Here is a 26,301-nt window from a genome sequence, read left to right on the forward strand (position 1 = left end):
GTTTATCCGATGGGGTCGTGGAGGGATGGTATGATCACCATGTACGCCGGCGGAAAACGGTTGCATCGACGGAAGACAGCGCCTCGCAGGCGGTGGATCGCTGACTGATGGTGGCGTTCGGAACGCTCGCGATCCTCATCGTCGCGACGCTCGCGAGCCTGTTCATGGCCTGGACGATCGGTGCCGGCTCGTCGGGCTCGACGCCGTTCGCGCCCGCAGTCGGTGCGCGCGCGATCTCTGTGATGCGTGCGGGCTTTCTCGTCGGTATTCTCGGGCTGCTCGGCGCGATCCTCCAGGGCGCGAACGTCGCCGACGCGGTGGGGACGGGACTCGTGGGCGGGCTCACGCTCTCGCCGACTGCGGCCACGGTACTGCTGCTGCTCGCGGCCGGACTGGTCGCGGTCGGCATCTTCACCGGCTATCCGATCGCGACGGCGTTCACGGTGACGGGCGCGGTCGTCGGCGTCGGGCTCGGACTCGGCGGCAGCCCGGTCTGGCCGAAATACGCCGAAATCGGTACGCTGTGGCTGCTCGTCCCGTTCGTCGGCGGCGGCATCGCGTACGTCACCGCGCGTGTCCTCCGTCACGAGTCGATCCCCGAGCGATACACGATCCCGGCGCTCGGGGCCATCATCGGCCTCATCGTCGCCAACATCCCGTTCACGCTGCTCGGGTCGGGTTCGAGCGGCGCGTCGATCGCCGCGGCAGCGACGGCGGAGCTGCCCCTTCCGTCGGCAATCGGCCAGGCGCTCGTCTCGCTGCTCGTCGCCGTGGCGGCCGCGGGCGCGCTCGTCTGGGATCTCGATTCGAGCGTCGAGGGGGCCGAACGCCACTTCCTGCTCGCGCTCGGCGGTCTGGTGGCGTTTTCGGCCGGCGGGAGTCAGGTCGGACTGGCCGTCGGACCGCTGCTCGCGGCGGTCAACGGGATCGCGCTTCCGATCACGATATCGCTGTTCGCACTGCTCGTCTTCGGCGGGATCGGCCTGCTCGCGGGTTCTTGGATGGGTGCGCCGCGGATGATCAAGGCGATCGCCCAGGACTACTCCTCGCTCGGCCCGCGGCGGTCGATCGCGGCACTTATTCCGTCGTTTGCCATCGCCCAGACCGCCGTCGTCTTCGGCATTCCCGTCTCGTTCAACGAGATCATCGTCAGCGCGGTCGTCGGCAGCGGCTTTGCGGCCGGCGGGGCCGGCGTCAGCACGCGCAAGATGGCGAACACGGTGCTCGCGTGGATCGGCTCGCTCGCGCTGGCACTCGCGCTCGGCTACGGACTGATAACCGTCATTCAACTGTTCTGATCGATCGTTCGCCGGGGCAGCCGGACAGTCGGGCGAACACGCCGTTCTGGGGTGGGGATGGATGGTTCGGCACGACGGCGCTGGCGGTTTTTTCTCACCGACGCGGACCCCGAACGGCCGGGTTTATGTTGTCGGTCGCCGAGAAACCCGTATGGCGTCTCCTGAACGCCGACGGGGATCGAACGCCGAGCCGCAGGCATTCGTTCCGGGGCACGTCACGGGGCTGTTCAGCGTCCATCCAGCCGACGATCCCCGAAAGGCGGGATCGCGGGGTGCGGGTCTCGCACTGTCGGCGGGGGTGACGGTGACGGTCGCGCCGGCCGACGAGCCCACCGTCGAACTCGATGGCGAGACAGTCGGGATGGAGGCCGTGACGGGCATGCTCGATCGGCTCGACGTGAGTGCTGCGGTGCGCGTCGAGAGCGACCTCCCGGTGAGCGCCGGCTTCGGCGTCTCGGGCGGGGCGGCGCTCGGCACGGCGCTTACAGCGAACGAACGGTTCGATCTCGGCCACACGGAAAACGAACTCGTCAGCGTCGCCCACGCCGCGGAGGTCGAAGCGGGGACCGGTCTCGGCGACGTGGTTGCCCAGGCCCGTGGCGGCGTGGCGCTCAGATACGAACCGGGCGCACCAGGCTACGGAGAACTCGACGGGATTTCTACACCACCGACACGCATCGAGTACGTCTCCTTCGGCGGGCGCTCGACGGGCGAGATCATCGGCGGCGATGTCGAGACGCTCACGCAGGCCGGCGAGCGGGCACTCGCGGAGCTGTGCGACGCACCGACGCTCCCGAAACTGTTCGCCTGCTCACGGGCGTTCGCCGCGGATGCCGATCTACTCACCCCGCCCGTCGAGCAGGCTATCGACGCCGTCCGGGAGGCGGGCGGTGAGGCGGCGATGGCGATGCTCGGCGAGACGGTGATCGCCCTCGGCGACGGGCTGACGCGGGCCGGCTATGAGCCCGCGATCTGCGAGATCGATCGCGCGGGCGCGAGACTGGTGTAAGGTTTTTCCCGGATGGCCGCACAGTGGTGGCCATGACGATCGAGGTGCCAGACGATCACCCTCGCAGCGAATCCCTCCACACGCGCCACCGGATCGAGGACGGCGTCGATGCCGGCCTCACCCACAAGCAGGGACTCATCGCCGAGGGTCGCGGCGAGGCCTTCGACTATCTGCTGGGCGAACGGACGATCCCGAGCGCCGACCGTGCCGAGCGCGCCGCCGCCGCCCACCTCCTCCGCGCCGACCACCCTGTGCTCTCGATCAACGGCAACGCCGCGGCGCTCGTTCCCGACGAGATCGTCGCCCTCGCCGACGCGACCGGTGCGGCAATCGAGGTCAACCTGTTCAATCGCACCGACGAGCGCATCGCCGCCATCGCTGATCATCTCCACGATCACGGGGCCACGGACGTCAAGGGCCGGACGGCCGACGCCCGGATCCCGGGTCTCACGAGCGAGCGTGCGAAGGTCGCCGCCGACGGCATCCACGCCGCCGACGTCGTGCTCGTCCCGCTGGAGGACGGCGACCGTGCCGAGGCGCTCGGTGAGATGGGAAAGACGGAGATCGTCGTCGACCTCAACCCGCTCTCGCGCTCGCCACAGGTGGCCGCCGTCCCCGTCGTCGACAACCTCGTCCGCGCGATCCCGAACATCACCGCCCACGCCCACGATCTCGCCGACCGCTCCGACGACGAACGCGAGCAGTCCATCGATGCGTTCGATCGTGAGACGGCGCTCGACGCGGCGGAAACGGCGATCCGCTCCGGCGAACTCGACTGAGCGAGGACGGCGTTTCAGTTTTGATATCTTGCATACGAAAGCAACAGCTTCAGGGGCGGTCAACTGAATAATATCACATAGATAACTTACGAGGCGTGGTGGGTCGGTTCTTTCCCACTCGACACGAGCCGGCACGAATGCCGGCGACGGCGTATCGGGGCGCGAACGACGACGATGAATCATGAATCGGAACCAACAACGACGACGACCAGAGGCATCGACGACCAGCTCTCGGCGGCGGTTCCTCGGGACGGCGGCCATCGGTACCACCGGGCTGCTGGCCGGCTGTCTCGGTTCGGCCAGCGGCACCACGATGACGCTGACGATGGGCTATCAGCCGTTCTCGGCGCACGCCTGGGAGGCGCTGGTGATGAAACACAGCGACATCCCCGGGAAGTATCTCCCGGACGGCTACTCGCTGGAGTGGCAGTCGGCGCTTCAGGGGGCGGTCATCGGCAACCGGATCAGCGTCGGCAAGAACCAGGCCGGCTGGATGGGCGACATGCCGGCGTTGACGACGATCGCCCAGACGGAGACCCCCGCGAGCCTCGTCGGGCTCGCTAACTGGTCGCACGGCCAGCAGTGCAACCTCCTCATCGTGCCGAAGGATTCGGATATCCAGCAGATTTCCGACATCGCCGGCAAATCCGTCGGCGTCACCAAGGGGTCGTGCACACATCGCTATCTCCTCCGGCTGCTCGACGCCGAGGGGATCGACACGAACACGGTCGAGATGGTCGATACGGGGATCTCGACCATCCTCGCGAACCTCCGGGAGGGGCGCATCGCGGCGGGGCTCGGCTGGGAACCCTCGATCGCGAAGTCGGTCTTCGAGGACGATCTCACCAAGTACGTCTCGACCGGCGCGGAGTACGACATCATCGACGCCGGCGGCCTTCCGATGACCGATACCCTCATCGAGAACCACCGCGAGGCGGCGAAGGCGATCCTGAAGGCCGAGCTCGAAGCGACGCGCGTCTTCGAGCGCAACCCCGAACGAACGCTCGATCTGGTCGAACAGGAACAGGACCTGCGCTACTTCGACCGCTCGACGCTGCGCTGGGGTGCCTACCGCGATCCGCCGATCGGCGAGGACGTCCAGCGACTCGAGTTCGCGACCGACTACGAGCGAGCCAAAGAGCCGGGCAAGCTGATGAAGGAGACCGGACCGAAGTTCCTCACGCGTCAGGGCGCGCTCGAATCGCCACCGTCGGCGGATCGCTACAAACCCGAAATCCTCGACGAGGCGGCGGCCGAGCTCGGTGACAGCGTCGGGTGGGCACCGCGCTCGGCCGGCGGCTCCGGTAACGGCTCCGCGAACGGTTCCGGCGGAAACGCATCGGCTGCGAACGCCTCGACCGGAAATGGCTCGACCGGCAACGGCTCGGGAGGCACACGATGAGCACCGGCTCGATGAGCGACCGGCTCGTCGAGGGGTTCACCGGGAGCCTGCCGTCACCGACGCGCGGCGTTCGAAAGCTCGTCTCGCTGGTCGGCTTCGTCGCGGTCTGGTGGCTGTTCTACGAGTTCGGCGTGCTCAACTTCGAGCACTTCGTCAGCCCCGTGACGACGATCGTCGAGTTCGCCGGCGCGCTCGCCGGCCAGCCGCTGACCGAGGGTGGCGACACGATCTATCTCCACGCCGTCTACTCTGGCGCGCGGGTCGCGGTCGGAGTCGTCGCGGCGGCGCTGCTGGCCATCCCGCTCGGGCTCGTCGTCGGGACGAGCGATCGCTGGGAGAACCTCCTCTATCCGGCGCTCGAAGCGCTGCGCCCGATCCCGCCGATCGCGTGGCTGCCGATCGCCATCATCGTCTTTCCGGCGCTCGCGCTCGGCTCGGTGTCGGTACCGCTGCCAGCGCTGTTCGTCGTGTTCATCGGGTCGTTCTTCCCGATCTTCACGAACACGATCGAGGGCGCACGCACCATCGAGACGGAGTACGGCCAGGCCGCCCGCTCGCTCGGGGCCGGTTCGGGCGACGTCTTCCGGCACGTCGTGCTGCCGGCGACGCTCCCCTCGATCATCACCGGGCTGTCGCTCGGCGTCGGTCTCGGCTGGATCACGGTCGTCGCCGCCGAACTGCTCACCGGCGGCCCCGGACTCGGCTACATCATCATCCAGGGGTCGCGACTGCTACAGAACCAGGTCGTCGTCATCGGCATGCTCGCCGTCGGCGCGCTCGGCTACGCCACCTCGGCGCTCGTCGAGGCGCTCGGCAACTGGCTGATGCCCTGGTCCACGGAGTAATCCATGAGTGAACCCAACACAGACACCACGACGCGTTCCGACATCGACGAACAGTCCGACGAACAGTTCCGCTCGTGGACCGAATCGAGCGGCACCGGTACGGTCAACATCCAGGACCTGAGGAAGGTCTACGGCGACGACGGGGACGAACTGGTCGCCGTCGACGGGATGGATCTCCACATCGAGGCCGAGGAGTTCGTCACCGTGCTCGGTCCCTCGGGCTGTGGGAAGTCCACCGTGATGGAATGCATCGCGGGCTATCTCGATCCCACCGAGGGCGAGGTGCTGGTCAACGACGAACCGGTCGAGGGGCCCGATCCCTCGCGCGGCGTCGTCTTCCAGGAGAACCGACTGTTCCCCTGGAAGACGATCAGCGAGAACGTCCGCTTCGGCCCGCAGATGCGCGACGACGTCGACGAGAGCCGCGTCGCGTCGCTGTTCGATCAGATGGGACTCGAAGGATTTGAAGACGCGTACCCGAACGAGCTCTCCGGCGGGATGCAACAGCGTGCCGAGCTCGCCAGGCTGCTCGCGAACGATCCGGACATCATGCTGATGGACGAGCCGTTCAGCGGGCTCGACGCGATGACCAAGGAGCTGATGCAGGAGAAACTGCTCGACGTCTGGGAGGACGACGACAGGACCGTGCTCTTCATCACCCACGACGTCGAGGAGGCCATCCTGCTCGCCGACCGCGTCGTCGTGATGACCGCCCGCCCGGGCCAGGTCAAGGACGTCATCGACGTCGATCTCGAACGGCCGCGAAGCACCGACATGGTCACGACCGATCGGTTCAACGAGCTCCAGCGCCGCGCCAGCGAGAGCATCCACGACGAGGCCGAGCGCGCGATGGAGCAGGCGGAGGGTCGTGCCTGATGGCGTACGCACAGCGACTCGAACAGTCGGCGTCGCTGCTGGCGGTGCTCGCCATCTGGGCGGTCGCGACGATGTTCGTCGGGGCGGTCCCGAGCCTCCCCTCGCCGGTCGAAGTGGCGGTCGCGTTCGTCGACGCGGCCGCGAGCAGTTCCTTCTGGCAGGAGGTCGGCCGGAGCACGTTCCGGGTGTATCTCTCCTTCGCCATCGCGACGGTCGTCGCGATCCCGCTCGGGCTGCTCATCGGTCGGAGCGAGGTTTTCTCGGATCTGACGTTTCCGGCGCTCGAAGTGCTGCGCCCGATCCCGCCGATCGCGTGGTATCCCGCGCTGACGATCATCCTGCTGACGCCCGCGAACATCGTCCGGTTCATCATCTTCCTGGCGGCGTTCTTCCCAATCTTGCTCAACACCATCGAGGGCGTTCGCGGCGTCGAGGAGGAGTATCCGCAGGCGGCGCGCTCGCTCGGTGCCAGCCCGTTCCAGACGATGCGACACGTGGTGTTGCCCGGCGCGCTACCGTCGATCTATACCGGACTCGTCAACGCGATGGGGCTCGCGTGGGTGAGCCTCGTCGCCGCCGAGCTGCTGTCGAGCAGCGGGCTCGGCTACTTCATCTGGAACGCCTTCACCGCCGGCGAGTATCCCAACATCGTCGTCGGGATGATCGCGGTCGGCGTGCTGGGTTACGGCTCCTCGGCACTGCTCCGCCGTCTCGGCGCGCGTGCCATCCCGTGGCTGTCGGCCGCCAACGCCTGAACCGACTCACGTCTCTTCCGGGGGCGCTTCCAACCGTTCCTGATCGACCGCGTAGATCGTCACGTTGTCGGCGGCGAACGCCACAGTAACGCCTTGCAGCTCGGAGAACGGGCGGATGTCGCCGTATCGATCGCGCTCTGTCGGCCCCACGTAGACGTATCTCGCGTCGTATCGTTCGAGCAGCGCGGCGCGGCGCTCGGCCGAGCCGAGATAGATGGTGTTGACGGCGTACACCCGGTCGAGATACGTCTGCCGGCCGCGATACTGCGCCTCGTGAGAGACGCCGACGACCGTCGGGACGCCCGTGAGGCTGGCGGCCGGGCTCGCGCTCCAGCGATAGACGTAGCGGCTGGGTGCCGAGACGATCGCCGGCCGGCCGGACCGGTTGTCGAGCCAGCGGATGGCCGCGACCTGGCCCGGAACGTTCTCCTCGGCGGCGGCCAGCCCGTCGAGCGTCGGTTCCTCGACGTTCGGGTCAGCGAAATGGCGCTGGACGGCGACGCCGCCGAACGCGGCCGTCGAGAGCACGAGCACGGCGGCGAGAACGCCCGCGACCTGTTGGCGGCGCGTCCAGTTCCACGGGCCGCGACCGCGGACGAGTCGCGGGAGGACGACGCCGGCGGCGCTCGCCCAGAGGATCCACGTCGGCATGTACGTCTTCACGACGGTGTTGAACCGCCCGTCGCCGCCCTCGGCGAGAAAGCCGAGTTCGGGGAGCACGAGCAGTCCGAACCCGGCGACGACGAGGACGCCCACGAAGCCGATGCGGTCGGTCGCGAGGAGATACCAGCAGAGCACGAGCGGCACCGCGAACAGCGCGATCGGCGCGAGCGTGCTCGGGACAAGCGCGACGAGGGCGACGAACCCGAGCCCGCCGGCGACGGCGACGGTCGACGACCAGCGCCGGCGACTGCGGGCGAGCAGGAGAGTGAGGAAGATCGCGAGGAACGCGCCGTGGACGAGCAGCAACGAGCCGATCGAACTGCGTGCGGCGGCGTCGAGAACCGTCAGCGACGTGCTCGGTCCGGCTTGCACCGGTCCGAGAAAGAAGGGGAGCGCGGCGAGAACGCCGATCACGCCGACGACCGCCGAGAGTCCGGCCGCGCCGGCCGTTCGCACGAGCGCACCCCGCGGCCTGTCGGTCGTTGGGTGGCCCACGACGTGGTCGATGCGGGCGGCGAGACGGGCCGGGACGAGCGAGCGCAGATCGGTGGGGGCGAACGTCAGCGTCAGCCACGTCACCCCGAGGACGATGGCCAGACTCCAGGTGTTGACGAGCGCCATGAACCCGCCGACGACCGGTACGGCACCGAAGACGAGCGCGCGCCGGCGACGGACTGACGCGGCGGGCGAGCGGTAGTAGGCGTAACACAGCCCGACCACGCAGAGCAGGAACGGCGTGCTCGTGAAGTACGGGCGGATGTCGCCCCGAATCGCGCCGAACAGCGGGAACGGGTCGTACGTTTCGGGGATGATGCGCCCGGCGACCTTGTACTGGTAGTCCCTCGGGATCGGCCGGAGCACCTGATAGTCCGGAAGCTTGGAGTGTGCCGCCGCGAACGCGTCGGCGGCTCCCTCGCCGACCGACGCCGGCAGTCGCCTGATGAGGAGGCGCACCGCCGTCGAGGGGTTGCTCGCGAAGATCGTGAAGAAGACCGCTGTCGCGCCGGCGATCCGGCGTGTTCGAGCGCTGTACGAGCGGACCGTCCGGCGGGCGCGTCGCCCGACCGCGACCGCGCCGGCGAGTTCGTACGCACCGGCCGCGAGCGATCCGAACAGTCCCGCCATCGCGAGGTTGAACGCCGTCCACGGGACCGTATCGGTCAGGCGGGCCAGCAGCGTGACGACGAAGTGGCCGCCGTAGTAGTAGATCATCGACTCGCCGGCGAACCAGAAGTCCTCGATCGGCAGGCTCCCGGCACGATGCAGCGACGCCACCAGGCCGAAATCGAGGAACTTCTCGCCGCCCGGCGTGATGCCCGGCTCGACCGATCGGAGCGCGATGACGAACAGGTAGACGAGCGTGAACACCGCCACTGCCTCGACGGTCGCCCGCCGATCGATCTCGACGCCCGACCGGGCCGCGAGCACCGCACAGATCGCGAGCGCGCCGAGCCCCGCGAACAGGGCGACCCAGCCGAGCGAGAGGAAGCCGACCCAGAAGGCGACGAGGGTCATGATCGTCAGCGAGATGGCGAACGAAAAGCCCGCACCGCGGCCCGGCAGCGACGAGCACAGCCGCGCGGCCACCGGCAGGCCGAACAGCGCGAGACCGACGAACGTCAGCCACCACAGTGCGACGAGACCGTACTCCATCCGTTGATTTTTCCGAGAACATCCGTTATACACCTTTGGATGTCCGATCGCACGACTCGACCGCCATCGCACCGCTTTTGACGCCGGTCGCCGATCCCGTCCCATGAGGCCGTCCGTCCCGCTCGTCGATCGCCGGGTTCGCTACGCGCTCGTCGTACTGGTCGCCGGGATCGTCCTCGTCGCCTCGGTCGTCGAGACGAGCGGGACGCCGACCGTCGGGCCGTTCGGACTCGTCGGGATGGATAAGTGGACGCACGCGCTCGCCTACGCAGGGGTGACGGCAACGCTCGCGTACGCCTCGATCGAGAACGGTCACGCCCGGCTGGCGCTCGCGGTCGGGCTGGCCATCGCCTTTGGCATCGGTATCGAGATCGTTCAGTGGCCGATCGTCTATCGGACTGCGAGCGTCGCCGACGCGCTCGCCGATGCGGTCGGGGCCTGTCTGCTCGCACTCGGCTGGCGCACATTCTCGCGCTACGTACGGTTCGTCCCCACCGACGAGCCGGGAACCGTGCGCTGACCGTGATCGAACCGGGACGAACCCGAACGAGAATTGGCGGGGTGTGGAATATCAGGGAACGCGACCGCTCGCCAGACGGACGAAGCCGAGCGCGAACTCCGTACTGTCGTAGTCCTCGGCACGCTCTTCGAGCGGCCGGCGAGCAGCAGTGACGCGCTCGTCGAGCGGTTTCCACGGCGGCGTCGAATAGTGCAACTGTCGGGTCGGCGGCGCGCTCGCGGCGACGAACAGGCGAAAGGCGGCGTCGAGCGGTTTCGCGCTCGTGCGGGTGCTGCGCGTGGCGTCGAGCAGCGCGACGCGTCCGTCCGAGCGCACGAGGGCGAGCCAGTCCTCGACGACCGCGGCCGGGTCGGCGAGCATGCCGACGACGAAGCTCGCGAGCACCGCGTCGGCGCGCTCGATCGGCGGTGCGGTGGCGTCACCGTGGACGAGATGCACGTTCGTCCAGCCGGCGGCCGCGATGCGTTTGCGAGCGCGATCAAGCATCCCACGCGTGAAGTCGACGCCGACGATCGTTCCCTCGGAGCCGACCGCTTCGCGCAGATACGGGAGATTTGCGCCCGTTCCACAGCCCATCTCGACGACCGTATCGCCGGGCGAGAGTGCCAAACCCTCGATGGCGCGTTCGCGCCACGATCCGATTCCTGGAAGGGTGGCGATGGTGTCGTAGAGGCGTGCCCAGCGGCCGTAGAAATTCTGTGCCTCGCTCGCGCCATCTCCTCCCTCCCCGCTTGCGCGCTCATCGGTCATCGTCAGAGGAGATCGCGGACGCGTGCGGCGGCGTCGGCGGCGCTCGGCGCGAGCAGGTAGACGTTGGCCTCGACACCGAACCCGCCGGTGTGATAGAGTGCGTCGGCATCCGCGGCGTCGACGGCGGCGATCGCCTCGTCGGTGTCGCGTTCGCCGTCGAACTCCACCGTCGAGAGATCGAACGATTCGAGCCGATCGACGAGGTCTGCGTCGTAGGCGAGGTTGAGTGCGGCGAGCGCGTCGTTGCCGTTGTCGCGCGCGGCGAGCAGGACGCCGGCGACGTGGCCCGAGACGCCGAACTCGGGATCGCCGGGCACAGTCGTGCGTCCCTTGACGTCGAAGATGCGACCGGGGACGCCCGCCACGTCGTCGATATCGGTGGCGTCGGGAACGCACTCGACGAGGTTCGAGCCGACGTTCGGAATCAGTCCGGCGAAACCGCTCGTGGCTTCGAGCGTGCCGATCCCGCGGCGCACGGACGAGCGGGCGCGCTCGGCCGCCCGGAGGCTGCTGTCCGGATCGTGGACGTCGAAGCCGTCGTATTCGTTGAGGCCGGGCATCGCCGCGGCGTGGAGCTCCGAGAGCAGGTCGTCGCGTTCGAGCTGACGGATCAGGATCTCGCTCTCGACGAGCGCGCCGACGCTCGTCAGTTCGTCGTTGGCGAGCCCCTCGGCGAGGTCTTCAGCGAGCCCGGCGACGCGCTCGTCGTCGAGCACGCGCTCGTTGCGCGCGACCTCGCCGTGGGCGTATTTCGACACCGCCGATTGGCTGATGCCGAGGATGTCGGCGACCTCGCTCTGGGTGAGATCGCGCTCGCGCAGGCGCTCGGCCAGCAGCGAGCGGAACGTGGGCAGGAACTCGTCGACGACGATCTCCTCGATGAATCTCATCGCTCGTCCTCCTTCTCGTTTGCCCGATCTGCCTCGCCCGAGCGCCGGTCAGGGTTCCCCCGCTCGGGTCGCTGGCTGCCGCCGAACTCGTCGTCGTTGCCGATCTTCGAGGCCTGCGGGCCGACCTGACCCTGGTATTTCGAGCCGCGCTCGTCGCCGTAGGGCACTTCGGCGGCGTTTTTGAGTTCGGTGAAGATGACCTGCGAGATGCGCATTCCCGGAGTGAGCGCGACGGGTGCGGTGCCGAGATTCGAGAGTTCGAGCGTGACCTGGCCCTGATAGCCGGGATCGACGATGCCCGCCGTCGCGTGGATGACGATCGCGAGCCGCCCGAGCGACGACCGGCCCTCGACGCGCGCGATGAGATCGTCGGGCACCCCGACGTGCTCGACGGTCGTCCCGAGCACGAAATCACCGGGATGTAGAATGAACTCCCCGCCCTCGTCGACCACCGTCTCGGTGACGTATTCGTCGACTTCGTTTTCCGAATTGGGATGGATACAGGGAATGTTCGTCCGCTGGAATTCGAGGAACTCGCGGCCGAGCCGGAGATCGACGCTCGCTGGTTGGATCTGGAGCTCGGGGTCCGCGAGCGGCTCGATGACCAACTCGCCCGCATCGAGCCGCCGCCGGATGTCCCCATCGGCGAGTATCATACCCGTTCGTGCCGGCGATTCGCCTAAAACCCACGGTTCCACATCGACGGCGGTCAGCGACCGCCCGCGGGCGCTTCTTCGTCGCGTTTGGTGTCGCCGCGGCGATAGCGCTCCAGTCGCCGATAGCCGGTGATGTGTCCCGCGTCGTCGAGTTCGAGCGCGTAGCGCCCGAGGATGTCCTGAGTGTCGGGCACCGAGCGTCGCTCGATGATCTCGGTCAGCGCGCGCCAGCCGTCGTCGTTGCGCTCGATCTCGACGATGCCGTCGAGCGGGCGACCGATGAGGTCGCTGGCGTTCTGTTGGACGTGATCGCGGATGTCGACGATGCCGACCGTGTCGCCGTCTTGCTCGCCTCCCGTATTCTCGTCGCCCTCGCTCTCCTCGTCCTCATCGCTCCCGTCGTCGCCGCTCTCGCTTCCGTCTCCGTCGTCACCGTTGCCGTCGTCGTCGGTAACGGTATCGAGGCGCTCGTCGATGGCCTCTTTCGCGCCGGCGCGGTCCTCGCCGTCGGTTTCGGCCTCGCGAAGCTCTTCGAGCGTCTCGGGGTCGTCGATATCGTCGAGTTCGTCGCGCAGTTCGTCTATCGTGTGTTCGCCTGGATCGAGATCGGCCATGATGTCCTACGTATTCGGCGTCGTGAATAAATTACCGCTCGGTGCCCCGGGCGCGACTACTGCTCGGCGTCCTCTTCGATGCGGACCTCCGGCTCGTCGGGTTCGGGCTGGGTCATCGGCGACGTGCCGAACTCGAGGTCCTGAAGGTCCTCCAGGTCGCCCGACTCGGTCGCCATCTCCAACTTCGATATCTCCTTTGCGTAGTGGAGGAACGTGTCGACGGATGCGGCGACGATCCGTGCCTCGACGGTGAGGATCTCGATCCCGACGACGGACACCCGTGCCCAGATGTCGATGACGATCCCCTTGTCGAGGATGCGGTCGAGCACTTCGGCCAGACTGTCGCTTGAGGGTCGTGCGCTCATCGTGTTTTCCCACACTCCGCCCGGTATAATATCCTTTGGGCCAGCAGAGGCAGGCAACCCAGGTGTGAGCCGGAGAGCGGGGTGGTCGGGGAGGGGTTGGCTGCGTGTGCCGGCGACACGCCTATTAGCGCGACCACCGAACCCGGGCCACGACGCGCAGTACGTCCATACTCAGATCATGAGCGATCATCTCTACGCCTACGGCGTCGTCGAGGACGCCGATATCGAACTCGCTGTCGAGGGTGTTGATGGAGCGACGCACGCATACACGGTGAGTCACGGGCCGTTCGCGGCCGTCGTGACCGATATCGACACGCTCGAACCCGAGCTCACCGACGAGAACGCCCGCGCGCACGACGACGTGCTCCAGGACGTGCTGCTCGATGCGGGCGGCCGAACCGTGGTCCCGATGCAGTTCGGTTCGGTGTTCAAGAACGCGCGCACGCTCAAGAACGTCCTCCGAGGCGGGCGGCGCGCGTTCACGAAGTCGTTGCGCGAGATCGAAGGACTGGCCGAGTTCGGCGTCAAACTCGTCGTCGACGAGGACGCGACGGTCGACGCCGACGAGATCCGCGAAACGGCGGGCGAACGTCTCGCTGCCGCGAGCGTCCAGGAAGAGGAGAACGATCGCTTCAGCGACCGACTCGTGATGAACCGCTCGTATCTCATCGACCGCGACGAACGAGCCGCCTTCGACGAGGCGGTCGATGCCGTCACCGACGACTACGGCGATGTCCTCACGGTCCAGTATACGGGGCCGTGGCCGCCGTACAACTTCGTGGACATCGAGATCGGCACCCAACAGTAATGTTCATCATCGACGATCTACTGCTCCGGCCGATCGTCGCGGTCGGCAACGTCATCCACTCGATGGCCGTCGAGGAGCTGTATGACGTCGAAGCGATCCGCGACGAGATCAAGGAGAACCGACTGCTGTTCGAGATCGGCGACCGCTCGGAAGAGGAGTACGAGCGTCGCCGCGAGGAACTGCGGACGCAACTGGACGTGGCGCGCGAGGCGCGCGAGACGCTGACGAACAAAGTGGAGGTCAAACAATGACAGACAAGAAGGACACCGGCGTCGTTCGGACGATCCTCTCGGGGCTGTTCGAGACCCTCGCCGAGATGGACGAGAACGACCGACGCCAGCGATCGAGAACCGGGAGCGCACGCAGCGGGCGGAAACGACTCGACTACGGTCTCAGCGTCGGCATCGGTCCGCAGTCCGGGATCGACGGGCGCGACGGAACCGAGGTCGGGGACGACGACAGCGTCGAGCCCATCACGGGAACCGATCACGCTGCGACCGTCAGCCCGACCGAGGAGGGACAGGTCGTGACGATCGATCTGTCCGACGTCGATCCGCGCGAGCTCTCGGCGGGCGTCGGCGGGGACGGACGAACGCTCCTGGTCGCCGACGACGAGGGCGTCGTCGAGCGCGTCCCGCTCCCGCAGGCGGGGCTCGCCGTCGCCGACGCGTCGTTCAACAACGGAATTTTGGACGTGTGGCTGCAGGGAGAACGGGATGAGTGACGATAGCGAACCGATGGCCGAGGCCGCCGACAAGCTCGATTCGGCGCTCGAAAGCTCACAGTCCACGGATGAGGGCGAGAACGGTAGCGACGGCAGCAACGGGAACGACGGCGATGGCGGGGACGATGGGGGTAGCGGACTCGTCGACTCCGACGACGAGATGCCGGCGCTGCTCGACCGTGCCGAGGGCGACATCGACTCGCTGCTCGGCGTGTTGAGCGGTGAGGAGAGCTACGCGGATGCCAAGGAGGAGATCAACGACCTCGTCGACGTCATCGAGGAAACCGAGGAACTGCTCGACACCGTCGATCTCTCTGAGCTCCCCGAGGCGGTAGAGCTGAGCGAACTGCCGAGCGCCATCGAGGGCGAGGACGTACCCGAAGCGATCGCGAACGCCGAACCGAGGCGGGCGATCGACCTCACACAGCTGGCGTCGCTCGTCGAGTTCAGCGAACTCTGGGACGCCGTCGCCGTCCGCTCGTTCATGCAGAACAAGGACGAGCTCGAAGCGGCGACCGACGACGTCACCGACGACGAGGGTAGTGACGGCGAGAACGGCGACGATTCCGGTCTCGTGGACTCGTTCGACATGTCCGATTCGAGCGACGCGAACGGTGGCGAGGAGTCGATCCTCGACGACGGACAGGCCAAACAGCTCGCCATCCAGTCACAGCTCCGCGATGCCGTCGAGGAGTTCCGCGAGAGCGCCCTCGACGCGCGCGATCAGCTGAAGGAAGCGCGCGACACGGCCCAGGAGAAAGTCGAGGAGAAGACCGGCGGCGGGACGGGCCAGCCCTCCTCGCGGAACCCGACGGCCTACTCGACGATGGTCGCCGGCTGGAAGGCGGGCGGCTGGTCGTCGGCGAGTTTCTCGACCGTACCGAAGCAGACACAGCATTCGAGCGCGCCCGGCCACTATCGCATCTACGGTCGGCGATTCGACGAACGGGAGGGAAACGATGAGTAACAGCGGCGGGCCGACGCGCCAGTCCGACAGCCTCGCCGATGTCGTCGAGATGCTGCTCGACAAGGGCGTCGTGATCAACGCCGATATCGTCGTCTCGATCGGCGACACCGAACTGCTCGGTGTGCAGCTTCGGGCGGCGATCGCCTCGTTCGAGACGGCCGCCGAGTACGGGCTCGAGTTCCCGGATGGCACCGACATGCGCCGCGTCGAGCAGGCATCGGATCGAAGCGAGCTCGAAGACGACGACACCGTTACTGTCGAGGGCTCGGAGGAGGACGACGCGGCGCTCGACGACGGTGAGGAATCCGATACTGAGCGCCAATCTGCACCGGAGCTCAGCACGCGGCCGAACGACGGCGCGCGTGCGGAACCAGCGGAGGGCGGTGGCGACGTGGCCGACGGCGACGAAGGCGGTAGCGAGGGCGGTGACGACGAGGATGCCAGCGGCGAGGACGCCGACGGGGAATCGGTGGCGGAGATGGAACAGGCCGAAGAAGACGACGCCGCGGCGGAGGAGGCAGATGACGACGATTGACGTCGACGGCGACGAGGCGCGCGACGGGCTGATGACGCTCGTCGTCACGGTCGTCGAGCTGCTGGTCGACGCGATGGAGCGTGAGGCCATCCGCCGGATGGAGTCGGGCGAGCTCACCGACGAGGAAATCGAGCGGCTCGGCTCGCAGCTCGCCGCGCTCGAAGAGGAGATCGAGGGGATCAAACAGGACGAAGACATCGAGAAGCCGGTCGACGATCTCCGTGGCGATCTCGACGGACTGGTCCGCGATCTCGTCGAACGTGCCGATCAGCCGCAGCGCGACGACAGAGGAGTGATCGAATAATGGCCGACGATACCGACACCGAGTTCGAGGAGGGACGCTATCTCTACTGTGCGGTCGCCGTCGACGACGGGGCCGATCTGGACACCGAGGGCGTCGACGACGAGCCCGTCAGACTGCTCGCGGTCGACGACATCGGCGTCGTGCTCCACGACTGCGAGTCGTTGTACGACACCGCCAACATGGACGAGCTCCGCAAGTGGGTGCTCCAGCATCAGAACGTCGTCGACGCGGCGGGCGAGGTGTTCGGCACGCCGATCCCGTTCCAGTTCGACACCGTTCTCACGGGCGACGACGACCGCGTGCGCGAGTGGGTCGGCGAGGAGCGCGGGACGCTCGCCGACTACCTCGATCAGCTCGCGGGCCACTGGGAGTACCGCGTCGAACTCCGGCGCGAGGAAGAGGCACTGCGCGAGGATCTCGTCGCGAGCGACGACCGACTCGCCGAACTCGACGAGGAGATCGAGGCGGCGGGCTCGGGGACGGCGTTCATGCTCGAAAAGCAGTACGACCAGCGCCTCCGCGAGCTGCGTCGCGAGCGCCGTGGCGAACGCGCGGCGGCGCTACGCGACCGGCTCGACGAGTTCGCACGCACCGTGGACGAGCTCGGCGAGCGGACGACGCTCGACGACGAGGGGGGCGACGACGGCATGGAGACCCAGGCGCGGTTCACCGTGCTCGCGACTGACGACAACGAAGAGGAAATGGGTGAAATGCTCGACGAGGTGGCGGCCGAGACGGGCGTCGAGGTCCGGTTCACCGGGCCGTGGCCGCCGTACTCGTTCGTACCGGCGATCGGGGGTGAGGATGGAACCGAAACGGGCGGATGACGACGTCATCGTCGATCTGATCGACGTCATCCTCCGGGACGGGGCGGTCATCGAGGCCGACGCGATCATCTCGGTCGCCGACATCCCGCTTGTCGGGCTAAAACTCCGAGCGGCGCTGGCCGGCATGGCGACGATGACCGAGTACGGCATCTTCGAGGAGTGGGATCGAGTGCAGCGCCAGCGCGCGCTCGACGACAGTAGCGACGGGGACGATAGCGACGACCTGGCGAGCAGTTCGACCGACCGCCGCATCCCGAAGGAGTAACCATGGCAGGCAGCCGCAAGCATCGGGATTATTACCGACGGCCGAGCGTCTGTTCAGCACGAGCGGCACGGAGGATCAGTTAGATGTACACCGAAACAACAGCACGAACGACGGCGCGACGAATCGGCGGAGGATACTGAGATGGGCATCGTCAGCACCATACTGCGCTTCGTCGGCGGGTTCATTGGCCAGCGCCTCGGCAGTTCGCTCGGCAGCCGACTCGAAGGGGCGCTGCTCGCGGGCGGGAAGGCGGACGAATCCGAAGACGAGTCGGACGACGAGGACGAAACCGAATCCGGAGACGGGGCGGACGACGGCGATGGCGACGAGGAAAGCGAGGAAGCGGCGGAGTCCGACGACGACTCCGAGAGCGCCGACGACGAATCGACTGGCCCGCCGGTCATCGAGCAGGTGACCGCCGCGCTCGACTCGATCGGCAACGATTCGGAGGAATCGAGCGGCGGGTTCGGCGATCTCGACGCCCTCTCGGACGAGGAACTCGAGGAGCTGGCCGGGACGCTCGTCGACGAGCTCAACAAGCGGAGCGAGCAGTAGGGCGATCCGCGAACGGCTCCACCCCCGCCGTCACGGCGAGTAGTCAGTCATATACCGACACCGCCCCGCAGGCAGGCATGAAACAGGCCATCGTCGCGCGGACCGACATCGGGATGGGGACGGGCAAACTCGCCGCACAGGTCGCCCATGCCTCGCTGTCGGCCTACGAGGACACCGGCTCGCGCGCGCGAACCGAGTGGAAGGGATCGGGCCAGAAGAAAGTCGTTCTCAAGGGCGATAGCGAGCGAACGCTGTTCGAACTCGCCGATCGCGCCGAACGCGACGGTCTCCCCCACGCCATCATCCGCGATGCGGGCCACACGCAGCTCGATCCCGGCACGGTGACGGCGCTCGCGGTCGGCCCCGGCTCCGAGGAAACCGTCGACCGAATTACCGGCGACCTCCCACTGTTTTAGACGGGGTCCTCGGCTCGCTCACTCCGTTCGCTCGCCTCGAACCCCGTCCAAAAACCTGGACTAAAAAGAGCCGCTCGCTCGGCCGTTGGCCTCGCTCGCGGTACGACAACTATCCTTCCGCCACCGCCCCGCACAGCCCACACACCTCCCCAACCGATTCACTCCGCTCGTTTCACTCGCTCCGCTCATCCCTCGCACGCTCTCCGGCCTCCGGCCGGATTCACCGCGCGCCACCGCCTCTGCTTCGGTTCTGTCCGGCGATTTCGACCAAGAGCTATCGGTTCTTTGGCGACCACAACGCACTTACTGATACCCGTCGGAACGCGGCCATGAGGAGGATTCGCCGATGCGGGTAGTCATTGTCGGGGCGGGTGACGTCGGCACGTACATCGCCGAGGATCTCGCCGAGAGCCACGAGATCGCGGTCGTCGACACGGACGGCGAACGCGTCGCCGAACTCGAATCCACGCTCGGCGTGACGGCCATCGAGGGCGACGGGCGCTCGCTCGATGCGCTGGAGGCGGCGGGCATCGACGAGGCCGAGATCGTCATCGCCAGCACGGACGACGACGCGGTCAACGTCATGGTCTGTGGCGCGGTCAGGAACAGTACGGACGCCTATACGATCGCGCGGGCGAAATCGGCCGACCTCTACGAGACCTGGGAGACGTTTGACGACGCGCTCGGTATCGACCTGCTGCTGCCGGTCGATCGACTGACCGCCGCGGCGCTCGTCCGGACGGTCGCGCTGCCCGGTGCGCTCGCGGTCAGCACGTTCGTCGACGGCGAGGTCGAGATGGCGGAGTTCGAGCTCGCTGCCGACGCCGATCTCGTCGGCAAGAGCGTCGCCGAGGCCGACGAGTTCCCGTCGCTGACGTTCGCCGGTGTAATCCGCGACGGCACGGTCCACATCCCGAGCGGTGAGACGGTCTTCGCGGCCGACGACCGGGTCGTGGTCATCGGCAGTCCCTCCAGCGTCAGGCGGTTTGCGCGACGGCTCACACCGGGCGCATCGCTCGATCCGGACGACGACGTGGTGATCGTCGGCGGCGGGACGGTCGGCACGCGTATCGCCCGACTGCTCGAACAGGGTGGCTACACACCCCGACTGGTCGAACACGACCCCGAGCGTGTCGCCGTGCTCGACGAGGAGCTTCCGGAGACGACGGTCATCGAGGGCGACGTGACGACCGCCGGCTTCCTCACCGAGGCGAGCATCGATGAAGCCGACCTGCTCGTCGGGACGCTCGACGACGAGACGAACTACGTGCTGGCGCTGCTCGCGAAGAACGTCGGCGCTGGCCACACCGCCGCCGTGGTGAACGACTCGGAGTACGTCGATCTGTTCGAGGCGGCCGGTGTCGACGTGACCGTCGAGCCACGGGCGGTCGTCGCCAACGAGACGACGCGTGCGACCCAGGACTACGCCGACGAGGCCGCGACGCTCGAACGCGACAGCGCCGAAGTGCTCGAGATCACCGTCGACGGCGACAGCGTTCTCGCCGGCGAGTCGATCGTCGACGTGGCACACGACCTGCCCGACGGATTCGTCGTCGGCGCGGTCGTCCGCGACGGCTCGCTCAAGACGCCCCGCGGCGGCACCGTCGTCCAGGTCGGCGACCACGTCGTCGCGTTCGTCGATACGGACGCGCTGGACGAGGTCGCGGCAGCGCTGTGAACAGCAACTCCGACCGCGAACCGACGGCTGGCGGGAGACAGTGATGCGCGAGGCCCATCCGAGCGAACGGGCAGTCGGCATCGACCACTACGTCAGCGATGGCGACGGTACGGGTGGGAAATTCCGTACGCGCCCAGAGGATTTCCGCGTACGTGAACTCGAAACGGGTGAGTTCGAACCGCTCGACGCCGATCCGAACGCCTATCCCCATCTCGTCTTTCGAGCGACGCTCGAGAACTGGGACACGAACGATTTCGCGAGCGCGCTCTCCAGTCAGTTGGAAATGAGCCGCGAGCGGATCGACTGGGCGGGCACGAAGGACAAGCGCGCCGTCAGCACCCAACTGTTCTCCGTGCGTGCTGGAAGCGACGCGCTCGACGACATCGATCTCCGCGGAGCGACGATCGACCTGGTTGGGCGCGCCGGGCGCGGACTGCGCTTCGGCGATCTCGCTGGCAACGCCTTCGAGATCGTCGTCCGCGAGGCCGACACCGAATCGGTCGAGCGAATAACGGAATCGCTCCGATCGTTCGCCGGCAACGAGGACGGGAACGCGGGCGACACAAACGGTGAAGACGGTACGACGGTGGGCGTGCCGAACTACTTCGGCCAGCAGCGGTTCGGTTCCTATCGCCCGGTGACACACGAGGTCGGGCTCGCGGTCGTCCGCGACGACTGGCGAGAAGCGGTGCTCGCCTACGTCGGCCGTCCACACGAGTCGGAGCCGGAAGCGACCCGCGAGGCGCGCGCGTTCGTCGATAGCGAGGCCACGGCAGCGGGGACGGCGGACTGGGAAGCGGCGCTCGACCGCTATCCGCGGCAGTTGGGCTTCGAGCGCTCGATGCTCCACCGGCTGGTCGAGAACGGTGGCGAGAGTTCGGACGATTTCCGTGCGGCGCTCGAAACCGTCCCGTCGAACCTCCAGCGGCTGTTCGTCAACGCCGCTCAGTCCTACTTGTACAATCGGATTCTCTCCGCACGCCTCGATCAGGGGCTGCCGTTCGATCGTGCGGTCGCGGGCGACGTGGTCTGCTTCGCCGATAGTGAGGCTCCCGATGGACTCGCTCTGCCCGATCCCGATAGAAGCCAACGAGTGCCCGAAAACCGGGTCGAGACGGTCAATCGACACACTGCACGTGGGCGGGCGTTCGTCACCGCGCCGCTGGTCGGCACCGAAACGGAGCTCGCAAACGGCGAGCCGGGTGCCATCGAGCGCGCAATACTCGACGAGGAAGGGATCGAGCCCTCGCTGTTCGATCTGCCGGGGGAGTTTCACTCGACGGGCACCCGACGGGCGATACTGCTCACGACCGATCTGTCGATCGAGGACGATCCGCTCACGTTCGCCTTCCAGTTGCCGAAGGGATCGTATGCAACCGTGCTCCTTCGGGAATACCTGAAGAGTGAGCCGACCGCGATGCGCTGACGCCGTGTTGGTCGAAATGGATCTCCAGATACACGACTGAGAAATCGACCGGCTTATCCGCCGGCACGCTCGAATCGTGGCATGGAGTGTCGGCGGTGTGGATCGCGTCTCGATCGGGCCGGCGATTTCTGTCTCGTCTGTCGCCATCCGAACGTCGACACCGTGGTCTGCGAACTAGGTCGCGAACGAGCGAGCGTCACAGGATTATTCGAGGGCGAGCGCGTCGGAACCTGGACGGTGACGACGATCCAGGAGACGGGTGAAGACGAAAAGCGCGAGCGCCGAAACTTCACGGGGAGGGTTGCCGACGAGATCCATCGCAAGCGACCAGAGGAGGTGTACGCCACCGGCGAGCGCGACGTGCTCGGGACGCTTCGTGGGCAGCTCCACTACGATCTCCGCCGCGTCGCGGACCCGGGTGAAGACGCCGTCGAGACGGTGCTCGCCAGAAGTGAGGAGTCACCGCTTGCGGTCGTCGAGACACCACCGCGGGAGAAACTCGGCGGGAGCCACTCGACGCTCGTCGGCGGGCGTGCGGGTCAAGCAATCGTGGCGATCGCGACCGATCACCCACACGTGAAGAAGGTGATTCCGGGCCCCATCGAGTCGGGTGGACGTGGTTCTCGGACGGGCGTACGGGCGAAGGCGACCCGTGCCGACGGACGAGGAAACGTCAGACTGTTGGTGCGCGACGGATCGAGTGTTCAGGAGGTGCGAGTCGTGACGACCGCCGCCGACCGCGAGCAGGGTGAGCGCGTCCGCGAGGACCTCAATCGTGCGCTCGATGAAGAGGGGTTTCGGGAGTAACAACACGAAGGGTTTTACTCGCCCGCTGGCATAGCAGGCGTACTATGGGTAATCAAGAGGTCGGTAGCGCCGGACGGTTCGGTGCACGCTACGGCCGTGTCGCCCGCCGACGCGTCGCCGAGATCGAGGCCGACATGCAGGACGACCACACCTGCCCCGAATGTGACGAGCCGGACGTCGACCGGACGGACACGGGCATCTGGGAGTGTGGCAACTGCGGGCACACCTTCGCTGGCGGTGCGTACCAGCCTGAGACGCCCGGCGGGCGCACCGTCGAGCGCTCGATTCGGGCGGCGCTCGCGGAGGACGGCGACGAACAGTGAGTTACAAATGCTCGCGGTGTAAGCGTGACGTCGAACTCGACGAGTACGGGGGCGTTCGCTGTCCGTACTGTGGCCACCGCGTGCTGCTCAAGGAGCGCAGCCGCGACGTCAAAGAGATCGACGTCGAGTAGTGCGCCACGAGAGTTCCTTCGCGCTCGAATACGAGACCGAAAGCGCCGCGGCCGCCGTCGAGCGCAGCCTCCGGCCCGAGATCGGCGATATCGAGGGTGATCGCACGACGGCGTCGCTGTCGCGCGACGGGGCCACGGTCGGAATCGACGTCGCGGCGGCGGACCTCGTCGCGCTGCGCGCGGGCCAGAACACCTGGCTCTCGCTGACCGGCGTAGCCGAGCGAACGCTGACTGCCGGAGCGGACGCGGCCAACGAGGCGGATACGACAGATAGATTGGATACTGTCGACGGATAGCGCCTCACGCGGGTTTCGAATGGTGGGCGTTTATCAGTCAGTGCGCTGAGGTGCGTGTATGCGATTCGTCGAACTGTCGATCCCCGCGGCGAAGCGTCAGGTAATCCTCGGGATCCTCGACGACGAGGGGATCGACTACGCGATCACCGACGACTCCGACGGCGAGCGCTACGCAGCGGTGGCGTCGTTCCCGCTCGCACAGGACGATGTCGAGGGGCTGCTCGATCGCCTCCGCGACCAGAATCTCAGCGAGGACGCCTGGACGGTCGTACTCGACGCCCGGACGGTCGTCTCCGACCGGTTCGACGCCGAGGAGGACGCGGACGAGGACGGATCCGAGCGCCGGGGGCGGATCGCGCGCGACGAGCTTCGGACGGCGGCCGCCGATCTCGCGCCCGATCGCAGCGAGCGCTGGTCGTACGTGGCGATGACGGTCGTCAGCGCCGCCGTCGCCGTCGTCGGCCTGCTTCAAGATTCGGCGGCCGTCGTCGTCGGGTCGATGGTCATCGCACCCCTGATCGGGCCGGCGATGGCTGCCGCCACGGGCACGGTCGTCGACGACCGTGAACTGACGGCCCGTGGCGTCGCGCTCCAGGTGCTCGGACTTGGGCTTGCGGTGGCGAGCGCGGCTGTCTTCGCCGCGGCCATGCGGTTCGTCGGGCTGGTTCCCCCGGGGACCGACATCGCCACGATTCCGGAGGTACAGAGCCGTCTCGCACCGGATTTCCTCTCGCTGATGGTGGCGCTTGGAGCGGGCATCGCCGGGGCAATCAGCCTCGCGACGGGAGCCGGGGCGGCGCTCGTCGGCGTGATGATCGCGGTCGCGCTCATCCCGCCGGCCGCGACGGTCGGGCTCGGTATCGCGTGGGGGCAGCCGTTCTTGAGCCTCGGTGCCGGGGTGTTGGTGCTCGTCAACGTGCTCTCGATCAATCTCGCCGCGCTGATCGTCCTCTGGGTCGTCGGCTATCGCCCACAGGACGCGCTCGAACTCGATCTGGTGCGCGAACGGATCCGCAAGCGCATCGGCGTGCTCGTGCTCGCGCTCGTCGTGCTCTCGGTCTTTCTCGGCGGCGTCACCTATCTCAGTTACCAGTCGGCACAGTTCGATCAGCAGGTCGAAACCGAGGTCGAGGGGATGATCGACGGGCAGCCCTACGCGGATCTCGAACTGCTCGACACGTCGGCCGGGCCGAGTGAGACGGCGATCGCCTTCGACGAGGCCGGACTCGCCGCCGGCGGGCCGATCAACGTCTCGGTGACGCTCGATCGACCGGCGGGCACCACCCAGCCCCGGTTCGCCGCGGCGCTCGATCGCCGCCTCAGCCGGACCACCGGGCGCAACGTGACCGTCGAAGCACGGTTCGTCGATGCCGCCCGGACCGATTCGATCCGATCACTGGCGAACGCGATGGGACGAACCCCGCTCGTGCCGGCCTGATGGGGGTTCGGTGATCGGCGAACTCGGGAGAGAAACGGGGGTTTTTCCCTGCGGACACCAAGAACGCGGGTATGCAGGGAAACCTTCCGCCGGAAGCCCAAGAGAAAATCGAGGAGCTACAGGATCTCCAGGACAGCGCCCAGCAGGTCGCTGCCCAGAAGCAGCAGGCCGAAAGCCAGCTCACTGACTCGCAGACTGCGCTCGACGAGCTCGACGAGATCGACACCGAGACGACGATGTACCGCGAGGTCGGCGAGCTCCTGATCGAGACCGAGTACGACGAGGCCCAAGACGACCTCGAAGACAAGGTTTCGAGCCTCGAAGTACGCGTCGAGACGCTCGAAAAACAGGAGAGTCGCGTTCAGGAGCAGTTCGAGGAGCTCCAGAGCGAGCTGCAGGAGATGCTGAGCGGCGGTGGCGGTCCCGGTGGTGCCGGCGGCCCGGGCGGTATGGGACCGGGCGGCCCGAGCGCTGGCGGGTAGATGCCGACCGACGAGGAAGTCGTCGAAACGGCAAGCGAAGCAGCCGAAGGCCTCGTTTTCTCGCGCTACAAAAGTTCCGAGATCGAGGATCTCGATGTCACCGTGCACTTCGAGGACGGCGTGCTCGATCTCGACGTCTATCTGAACGCGCCGGATGATCCCGACCCGGAGATCGTCGCCGACGAGGCCGTACTGGCGGCCGAATCGGCCGTCGATGATCTGTTTGCCGACGAATAGTGCTGCGGTGGCGGCCGCTGTGCGGCGGTGCGGTCGGTTCCTGGCGGATGAAGGGCGAAGTCGCTCGAAACGGCTCTGCCGTTTCGTGATGACGAGAGAGCTTTGCTCTCTCGGACCACCGCGAGTGGAACGAGCGGCTGAGGGCTTCGGCGGTGCTGTGCGGTCGCAGTACGGTAGCTGTCGATGTCCGCGCGAGCGAAGCGAGCGCGGTTCACTGCTCGCGCGGTTTGCGAGCAGGAGTTTTTGGAGCAGATTTTTGCAAGCGGGGGTGCGCGACCGAGCAACGCGAGGGAGCGCACCCCTCGCAGTAAAAAGGTGCGTCAGAAAAATTTGAACAGGTCGTCGCGGTGCTGGTCGTGGAGATGGCTGCGGATGGCGTCGGTCAGCGGGCCGATCGAGCCGCGTTTGGCGCTGACGGGGGCGATGGTGTCCTGCCATTGCTGCCACGGCGAGGGGAGGCCGAGGCGGTCGCAGAGCGCGTCGAGTCGCTCGTCGCGGTCGTCGACCTTGTCCATCTTGTTGACCGCGACCACGGTGGGGATGTCGATGTCGGCGAGGAAGCCGAACAGTTCGACGTCGTGGGGAATTTCGTCGCGTTCGGTGTGGCGGTCGATGATGTCGACGGCGCTGTTGGCGTCGATGACGAGCACGCCGACGAGGATCTTCTCGCTGTTCGTTTCGAGATAGCGGACGATGTCGGTCTTGATCGCCTCGCGGTGCTCCTCCTCGACGCCGGACATGAAGCCGAAGCCCGGTAGGTCGGTGAGGACGAAGTCCTCGGCCACCCAGTCGTAGTGTCCCGGCGAGCGGGTCACGCCGGGTTTCTTACCGGTCTCGAAATCGTGGCCGGTGAGCTCCCGGAGAATGGTGGATTTTCCCACGTTCGAGCGGCCACAGAAGACGACTTCCGCGTCCCGGTCGGGACGTCCATCGAACATGGGTTGCCCTCTCGGGCGAACGGGTTTATACTGCCCGACGGGAGCTTCGGCCCGATCGTGGATGGTGCC

34 protein-coding genes are annotated in these 26,301 nt (G+C 67.1%); 27 read left to right on the forward strand and 7 right to left on the reverse strand.

Going from position 1 to position 26,301, the window contains the following annotated elements; all coding sequences use genetic code 11:
• The first annotated feature begins 107 nt into the window (after nt 1–107).
• The 7 genes from MUK72_RS05215 (at nt 108) to MUK72_RS05245 (ending at nt 6,964) form a co-directional block, all read left to right on the forward strand.
• Nucleotides 108–1,298: an inorganic phosphate transporter gene (locus MUK72_RS05215; protein ID WP_244704552.1), complete on the forward strand. Its 1,191-nt coding sequence runs from the start codon at nt 108–110 to the stop codon at nt 1,296–1,298.
• A gap of 151 nt (nt 1,299–1,449) precedes the next feature.
• The gene (locus tag MUK72_RS05220) at nt 1,450–2,307 is read left to right on the forward strand and encodes a pantoate kinase (protein WP_244704554.1); all 858 of its coding nucleotides are present in this window, start codon (nt 1,450–1,452) and stop codon (nt 2,305–2,307) included.
• A 32-nt stretch (nt 2,308–2,339) separates the two neighbouring features.
• On the forward strand, nt 2,340–3,086 hold the full coding sequence (locus MUK72_RS05225) for a 4-phosphopantoate--beta-alanine ligase (protein ID WP_244704556.1): 747 nt from the start codon (nt 2,340–2,342) through the stop codon (nt 3,084–3,086).
• Between the two features lie 181 nt (nt 3,087–3,267).
• On the forward strand, nt 3,268–4,488 hold the full coding sequence (locus tag MUK72_RS05230; protein ID WP_244704558.1) for an ABC transporter substrate-binding protein: 1,221 nt from the start codon (nt 3,268–3,270) through the stop codon (nt 4,486–4,488).
• Nucleotides 4,485–5,333 carry an ABC transporter permease gene (locus MUK72_RS05235; protein ID WP_244704560.1) on the forward strand — a complete coding sequence of 283 codons (849 nt, stop codon included), beginning with the start codon at nt 4,485–4,487 and terminating at the stop codon, nt 5,331–5,333. Before MUK72_RS05230 ends, MUK72_RS05235 begins: the two co-directional genes overlap by 4 nt.
• A 3-nt stretch (nt 5,334–5,336) precedes the next feature.
• A complete protein-coding gene (locus tag MUK72_RS05240) occupies nt 5,337–6,209 on the forward strand; it encodes an ABC transporter ATP-binding protein (protein WP_004051372.1) in 873 nt (290 codons plus the stop codon).
• Nucleotides 6,209–6,964 carry an ABC transporter permease gene (locus MUK72_RS05245; RefSeq protein ID WP_244704562.1) on the forward strand — a complete coding sequence of 252 codons (756 nt, stop codon included), beginning with the start codon at nt 6,209–6,211 and terminating at the stop codon, nt 6,962–6,964. The genes MUK72_RS05240 and MUK72_RS05245 overlap by 1 nt, the downstream gene beginning before the upstream one ends.
• Before the next feature lie 6 nt (nt 6,965–6,970).
• Here the strand turns inward: MUK72_RS05245 and MUK72_RS05250 are convergent, their stop codons facing one another.
• A complete protein-coding gene (locus MUK72_RS05250) occupies nt 6,971–9,280 on the reverse strand; it encodes a DUF2298 domain-containing protein (protein ID WP_244704564.1) in 2,310 nt (769 codons plus the stop codon).
• A 103-nt stretch (nt 9,281–9,383) separates the two neighbouring features.
• On the opposite strand from MUK72_RS05250, the gene MUK72_RS05255 reads away from it, so the two are divergent.
• Nucleotides 9,384–9,800, forward strand: a complete 417-nt coding sequence (locus tag MUK72_RS05255) for a VanZ family protein (RefSeq protein ID WP_244704566.1) — start codon at nt 9,384–9,386, stop codon at nt 9,798–9,800.
• Nucleotides 9,801–9,851: 51 nt separating this feature from the next.
• Here MUK72_RS05255 and MUK72_RS05260 read toward each other — a convergent pair whose 3' ends face one another.
• The 5 genes from MUK72_RS05260 to gvpA are packed head-to-tail and all read right to left on the reverse strand — an operon-like array spanning nt 9,852 to nt 13,075.
• Nucleotides 9,852–10,550: a class I SAM-dependent methyltransferase gene (locus MUK72_RS05260; RefSeq protein ID WP_244704569.1), complete on the reverse strand. Its 699-nt coding sequence runs from the start codon at nt 10,548–10,550 to the stop codon at nt 9,852–9,854.
• 2 nt (nt 10,551–10,552) lie between these two features.
• Nucleotides 10,553–11,440, reverse strand: a complete 888-nt coding sequence (locus MUK72_RS05265; protein WP_244704571.1) for a thiamine-phosphate synthase family protein — start codon at nt 11,438–11,440, stop codon at nt 10,553–10,555.
• Nucleotides 11,437–12,096 (reverse strand): dCTP deaminase, encoded by a 660-nt coding sequence (dcd, locus tag MUK72_RS05270; RefSeq protein ID WP_244704574.1) that lies wholly within the window; start codon nt 12,094–12,096, stop codon nt 11,437–11,439. The genes MUK72_RS05265 and dcd overlap by 4 nt, the downstream gene beginning before the upstream one ends.
• 53 nt (nt 12,097–12,149) lie before the next feature.
• Nucleotides 12,150–12,710 carry a gas vesicle protein GvpO gene (locus tag MUK72_RS05275; protein WP_244704576.1) on the reverse strand — a complete coding sequence of 187 codons (561 nt, stop codon included), beginning with the start codon at nt 12,708–12,710 and terminating at the stop codon, nt 12,150–12,152.
• A 56-nt stretch (nt 12,711–12,766) separates the two neighbouring features.
• Nucleotides 12,767–13,075, reverse strand: a complete 309-nt coding sequence (gene gvpA, locus MUK72_RS05280) for a gas vesicle protein GvpA (RefSeq protein WP_244704578.1) — start codon at nt 13,073–13,075, stop codon at nt 12,767–12,769.
• 178 nt (nt 13,076–13,253) lie between these two features.
• Between gvpA and MUK72_RS05285 the strand changes: the two genes are divergently transcribed.
• From MUK72_RS05285 to MUK72_RS05375, 19 genes are all read left to right on the forward strand, one after another.
• Entirely contained in the window at nt 13,254–13,883 is a 630-nt protein-coding gene (locus tag MUK72_RS05285) for a GvpL/GvpF family gas vesicle protein (RefSeq protein ID WP_244704580.1), read from the forward strand.
• Complete coding sequence (gene gvpG, locus MUK72_RS05290; RefSeq protein ID WP_007739250.1) at nt 13,883–14,134, forward strand: gas vesicle protein GvpG; 252 nt, start codon at nt 13,883–13,885, stop codon at nt 14,132–14,134. Before MUK72_RS05285 ends, gvpG begins: the two co-directional genes overlap by 1 nt.
• Nucleotides 14,131–14,607, forward strand: coding sequence for a gas vesicle protein GvpH (gene gvpH, locus MUK72_RS05295; protein ID WP_244704582.1), 477 nt, complete (start codon nt 14,131–14,133; stop codon nt 14,605–14,607). Before gvpG ends, gvpH begins: the two co-directional genes overlap by 4 nt.
• Nucleotides 14,600–15,574, forward strand: coding sequence for a hypothetical protein (locus MUK72_RS05300; protein WP_244704584.1), 975 nt, complete (start codon nt 14,600–14,602; stop codon nt 15,572–15,574). The genes gvpH and MUK72_RS05300 overlap by 8 nt, the downstream gene beginning before the upstream one ends.
• On the forward strand, nt 15,567–16,109 hold the full coding sequence (gene gvpJ, locus MUK72_RS05305; protein ID WP_244704585.1) for a gas vesicle protein GvpJ: 543 nt from the start codon (nt 15,567–15,569) through the stop codon (nt 16,107–16,109). The genes MUK72_RS05300 and gvpJ overlap by 8 nt, the downstream gene beginning before the upstream one ends.
• Nucleotides 16,096–16,413: a gas vesicle protein GvpK gene (gene gvpK, locus MUK72_RS05310; RefSeq protein WP_244704587.1), complete on the forward strand. Its 318-nt coding sequence runs from the start codon at nt 16,096–16,098 to the stop codon at nt 16,411–16,413. Before gvpJ ends, gvpK begins: the two co-directional genes overlap by 14 nt.
• On the forward strand, nt 16,413–17,240 hold the full coding sequence (gvpL, locus tag MUK72_RS05315; RefSeq protein ID WP_244704590.1) for a gas vesicle protein GvpL: 828 nt from the start codon (nt 16,413–16,415) through the stop codon (nt 17,238–17,240). The genes gvpK and gvpL overlap by 1 nt, the downstream gene beginning before the upstream one ends.
• Nucleotides 17,218–17,505 carry a gas vesicle protein GvpM gene (gene gvpM / locus MUK72_RS05320; RefSeq protein WP_004051399.1) on the forward strand — a complete coding sequence of 96 codons (288 nt, stop codon included), beginning with the start codon at nt 17,218–17,220 and terminating at the stop codon, nt 17,503–17,505. Before gvpL ends, gvpM begins: the two co-directional genes overlap by 23 nt.
• A gap of 141 nt (nt 17,506–17,646) precedes the next feature.
• Nucleotides 17,647–18,060 (forward strand): hypothetical protein, encoded by a 414-nt coding sequence (locus MUK72_RS05325; protein ID WP_244704592.1) that lies wholly within the window; start codon nt 17,647–17,649, stop codon nt 18,058–18,060.
• A gap of 77 nt (nt 18,061–18,137) precedes the next feature.
• Nucleotides 18,138–18,476: a peptidyl-tRNA hydrolase Pth2 gene (gene pth2 / locus MUK72_RS05330; RefSeq protein WP_004051403.1), complete on the forward strand. Its 339-nt coding sequence runs from the start codon at nt 18,138–18,140 to the stop codon at nt 18,474–18,476.
• Nucleotides 18,477–18,822: 346 nt separating this feature from the next.
• On the forward strand, nt 18,823–20,154 hold the full coding sequence (gene trkA / locus MUK72_RS05335) for a Trk system potassium transporter TrkA (protein ID WP_244704595.1): 1,332 nt from the start codon (nt 18,823–18,825) through the stop codon (nt 20,152–20,154).
• Nucleotides 20,155–20,197: 43 nt separating this feature from the next.
• A complete protein-coding gene (gene truD, locus MUK72_RS05340) occupies nt 20,198–21,580 on the forward strand; it encodes a tRNA pseudouridine(13) synthase TruD (RefSeq protein ID WP_244704596.1) in 1,383 nt (460 codons plus the stop codon).
• Nucleotides 21,581–21,661: 81 nt separating this feature from the next.
• A complete protein-coding gene (locus MUK72_RS05345) occupies nt 21,662–22,387 on the forward strand; it encodes a DUF2103 domain-containing protein (protein ID WP_244704598.1) in 726 nt (241 codons plus the stop codon).
• 44 nt (nt 22,388–22,431) lie between these two features.
• Entirely contained in the window at nt 22,432–22,710 is a 279-nt protein-coding gene (locus MUK72_RS05350; RefSeq protein ID WP_004051413.1) for a 50S ribosomal protein L37ae, read from the forward strand.
• Entirely contained in the window at nt 22,707–22,841 is a 135-nt protein-coding gene (locus MUK72_RS05355) for a DNA-directed RNA polymerase subunit P (protein ID WP_004051415.1), read from the forward strand. The genes MUK72_RS05350 and MUK72_RS05355 overlap by 4 nt, the downstream gene beginning before the upstream one ends.
• Entirely contained in the window at nt 22,841–23,137 is a 297-nt protein-coding gene (locus MUK72_RS05360) for a KEOPS complex subunit Pcc1 (protein ID WP_244704600.1), read from the forward strand. The genes MUK72_RS05355 and MUK72_RS05360 overlap by 1 nt, the downstream gene beginning before the upstream one ends.
• A 58-nt stretch (nt 23,138–23,195) precedes the next feature.
• Complete coding sequence (locus MUK72_RS05365; protein WP_244704602.1) at nt 23,196–24,575, forward strand: TIGR00341 family protein; 1,380 nt, start codon at nt 23,196–23,198, stop codon at nt 24,573–24,575.
• 71 nt (nt 24,576–24,646) lie between these two features.
• Nucleotides 24,647–25,057, forward strand: coding sequence for a prefoldin subunit beta (locus tag MUK72_RS05370; protein WP_244704604.1), 411 nt, complete (start codon nt 24,647–24,649; stop codon nt 25,055–25,057).
• Nucleotides 25,058–25,294: a DUF3194 domain-containing protein gene (locus MUK72_RS05375; RefSeq protein ID WP_004051423.1), complete on the forward strand. Its 237-nt coding sequence runs from the start codon at nt 25,058–25,060 to the stop codon at nt 25,292–25,294.
• 320 nt (nt 25,295–25,614) lie between these two features.
• Here MUK72_RS05375 and engB read toward each other — a convergent pair whose 3' ends face one another.
• Complete coding sequence (engB, locus tag MUK72_RS05380; protein WP_244704606.1) at nt 25,615–26,232, reverse strand: GTP-binding protein EngB; 618 nt, start codon at nt 26,230–26,232, stop codon at nt 25,615–25,617.
• Nucleotides 26,233–26,301 lie beyond the last annotated feature (69 nt).

The organism is Halococcus dombrowskii, from assembly GCF_022870485.1.
In the GTDB taxonomy this organism is placed as follows: domain Archaea; phylum Halobacteriota; class Halobacteria; order Halobacteriales; family Halococcaceae; genus Halococcus; species Halococcus morrhuae.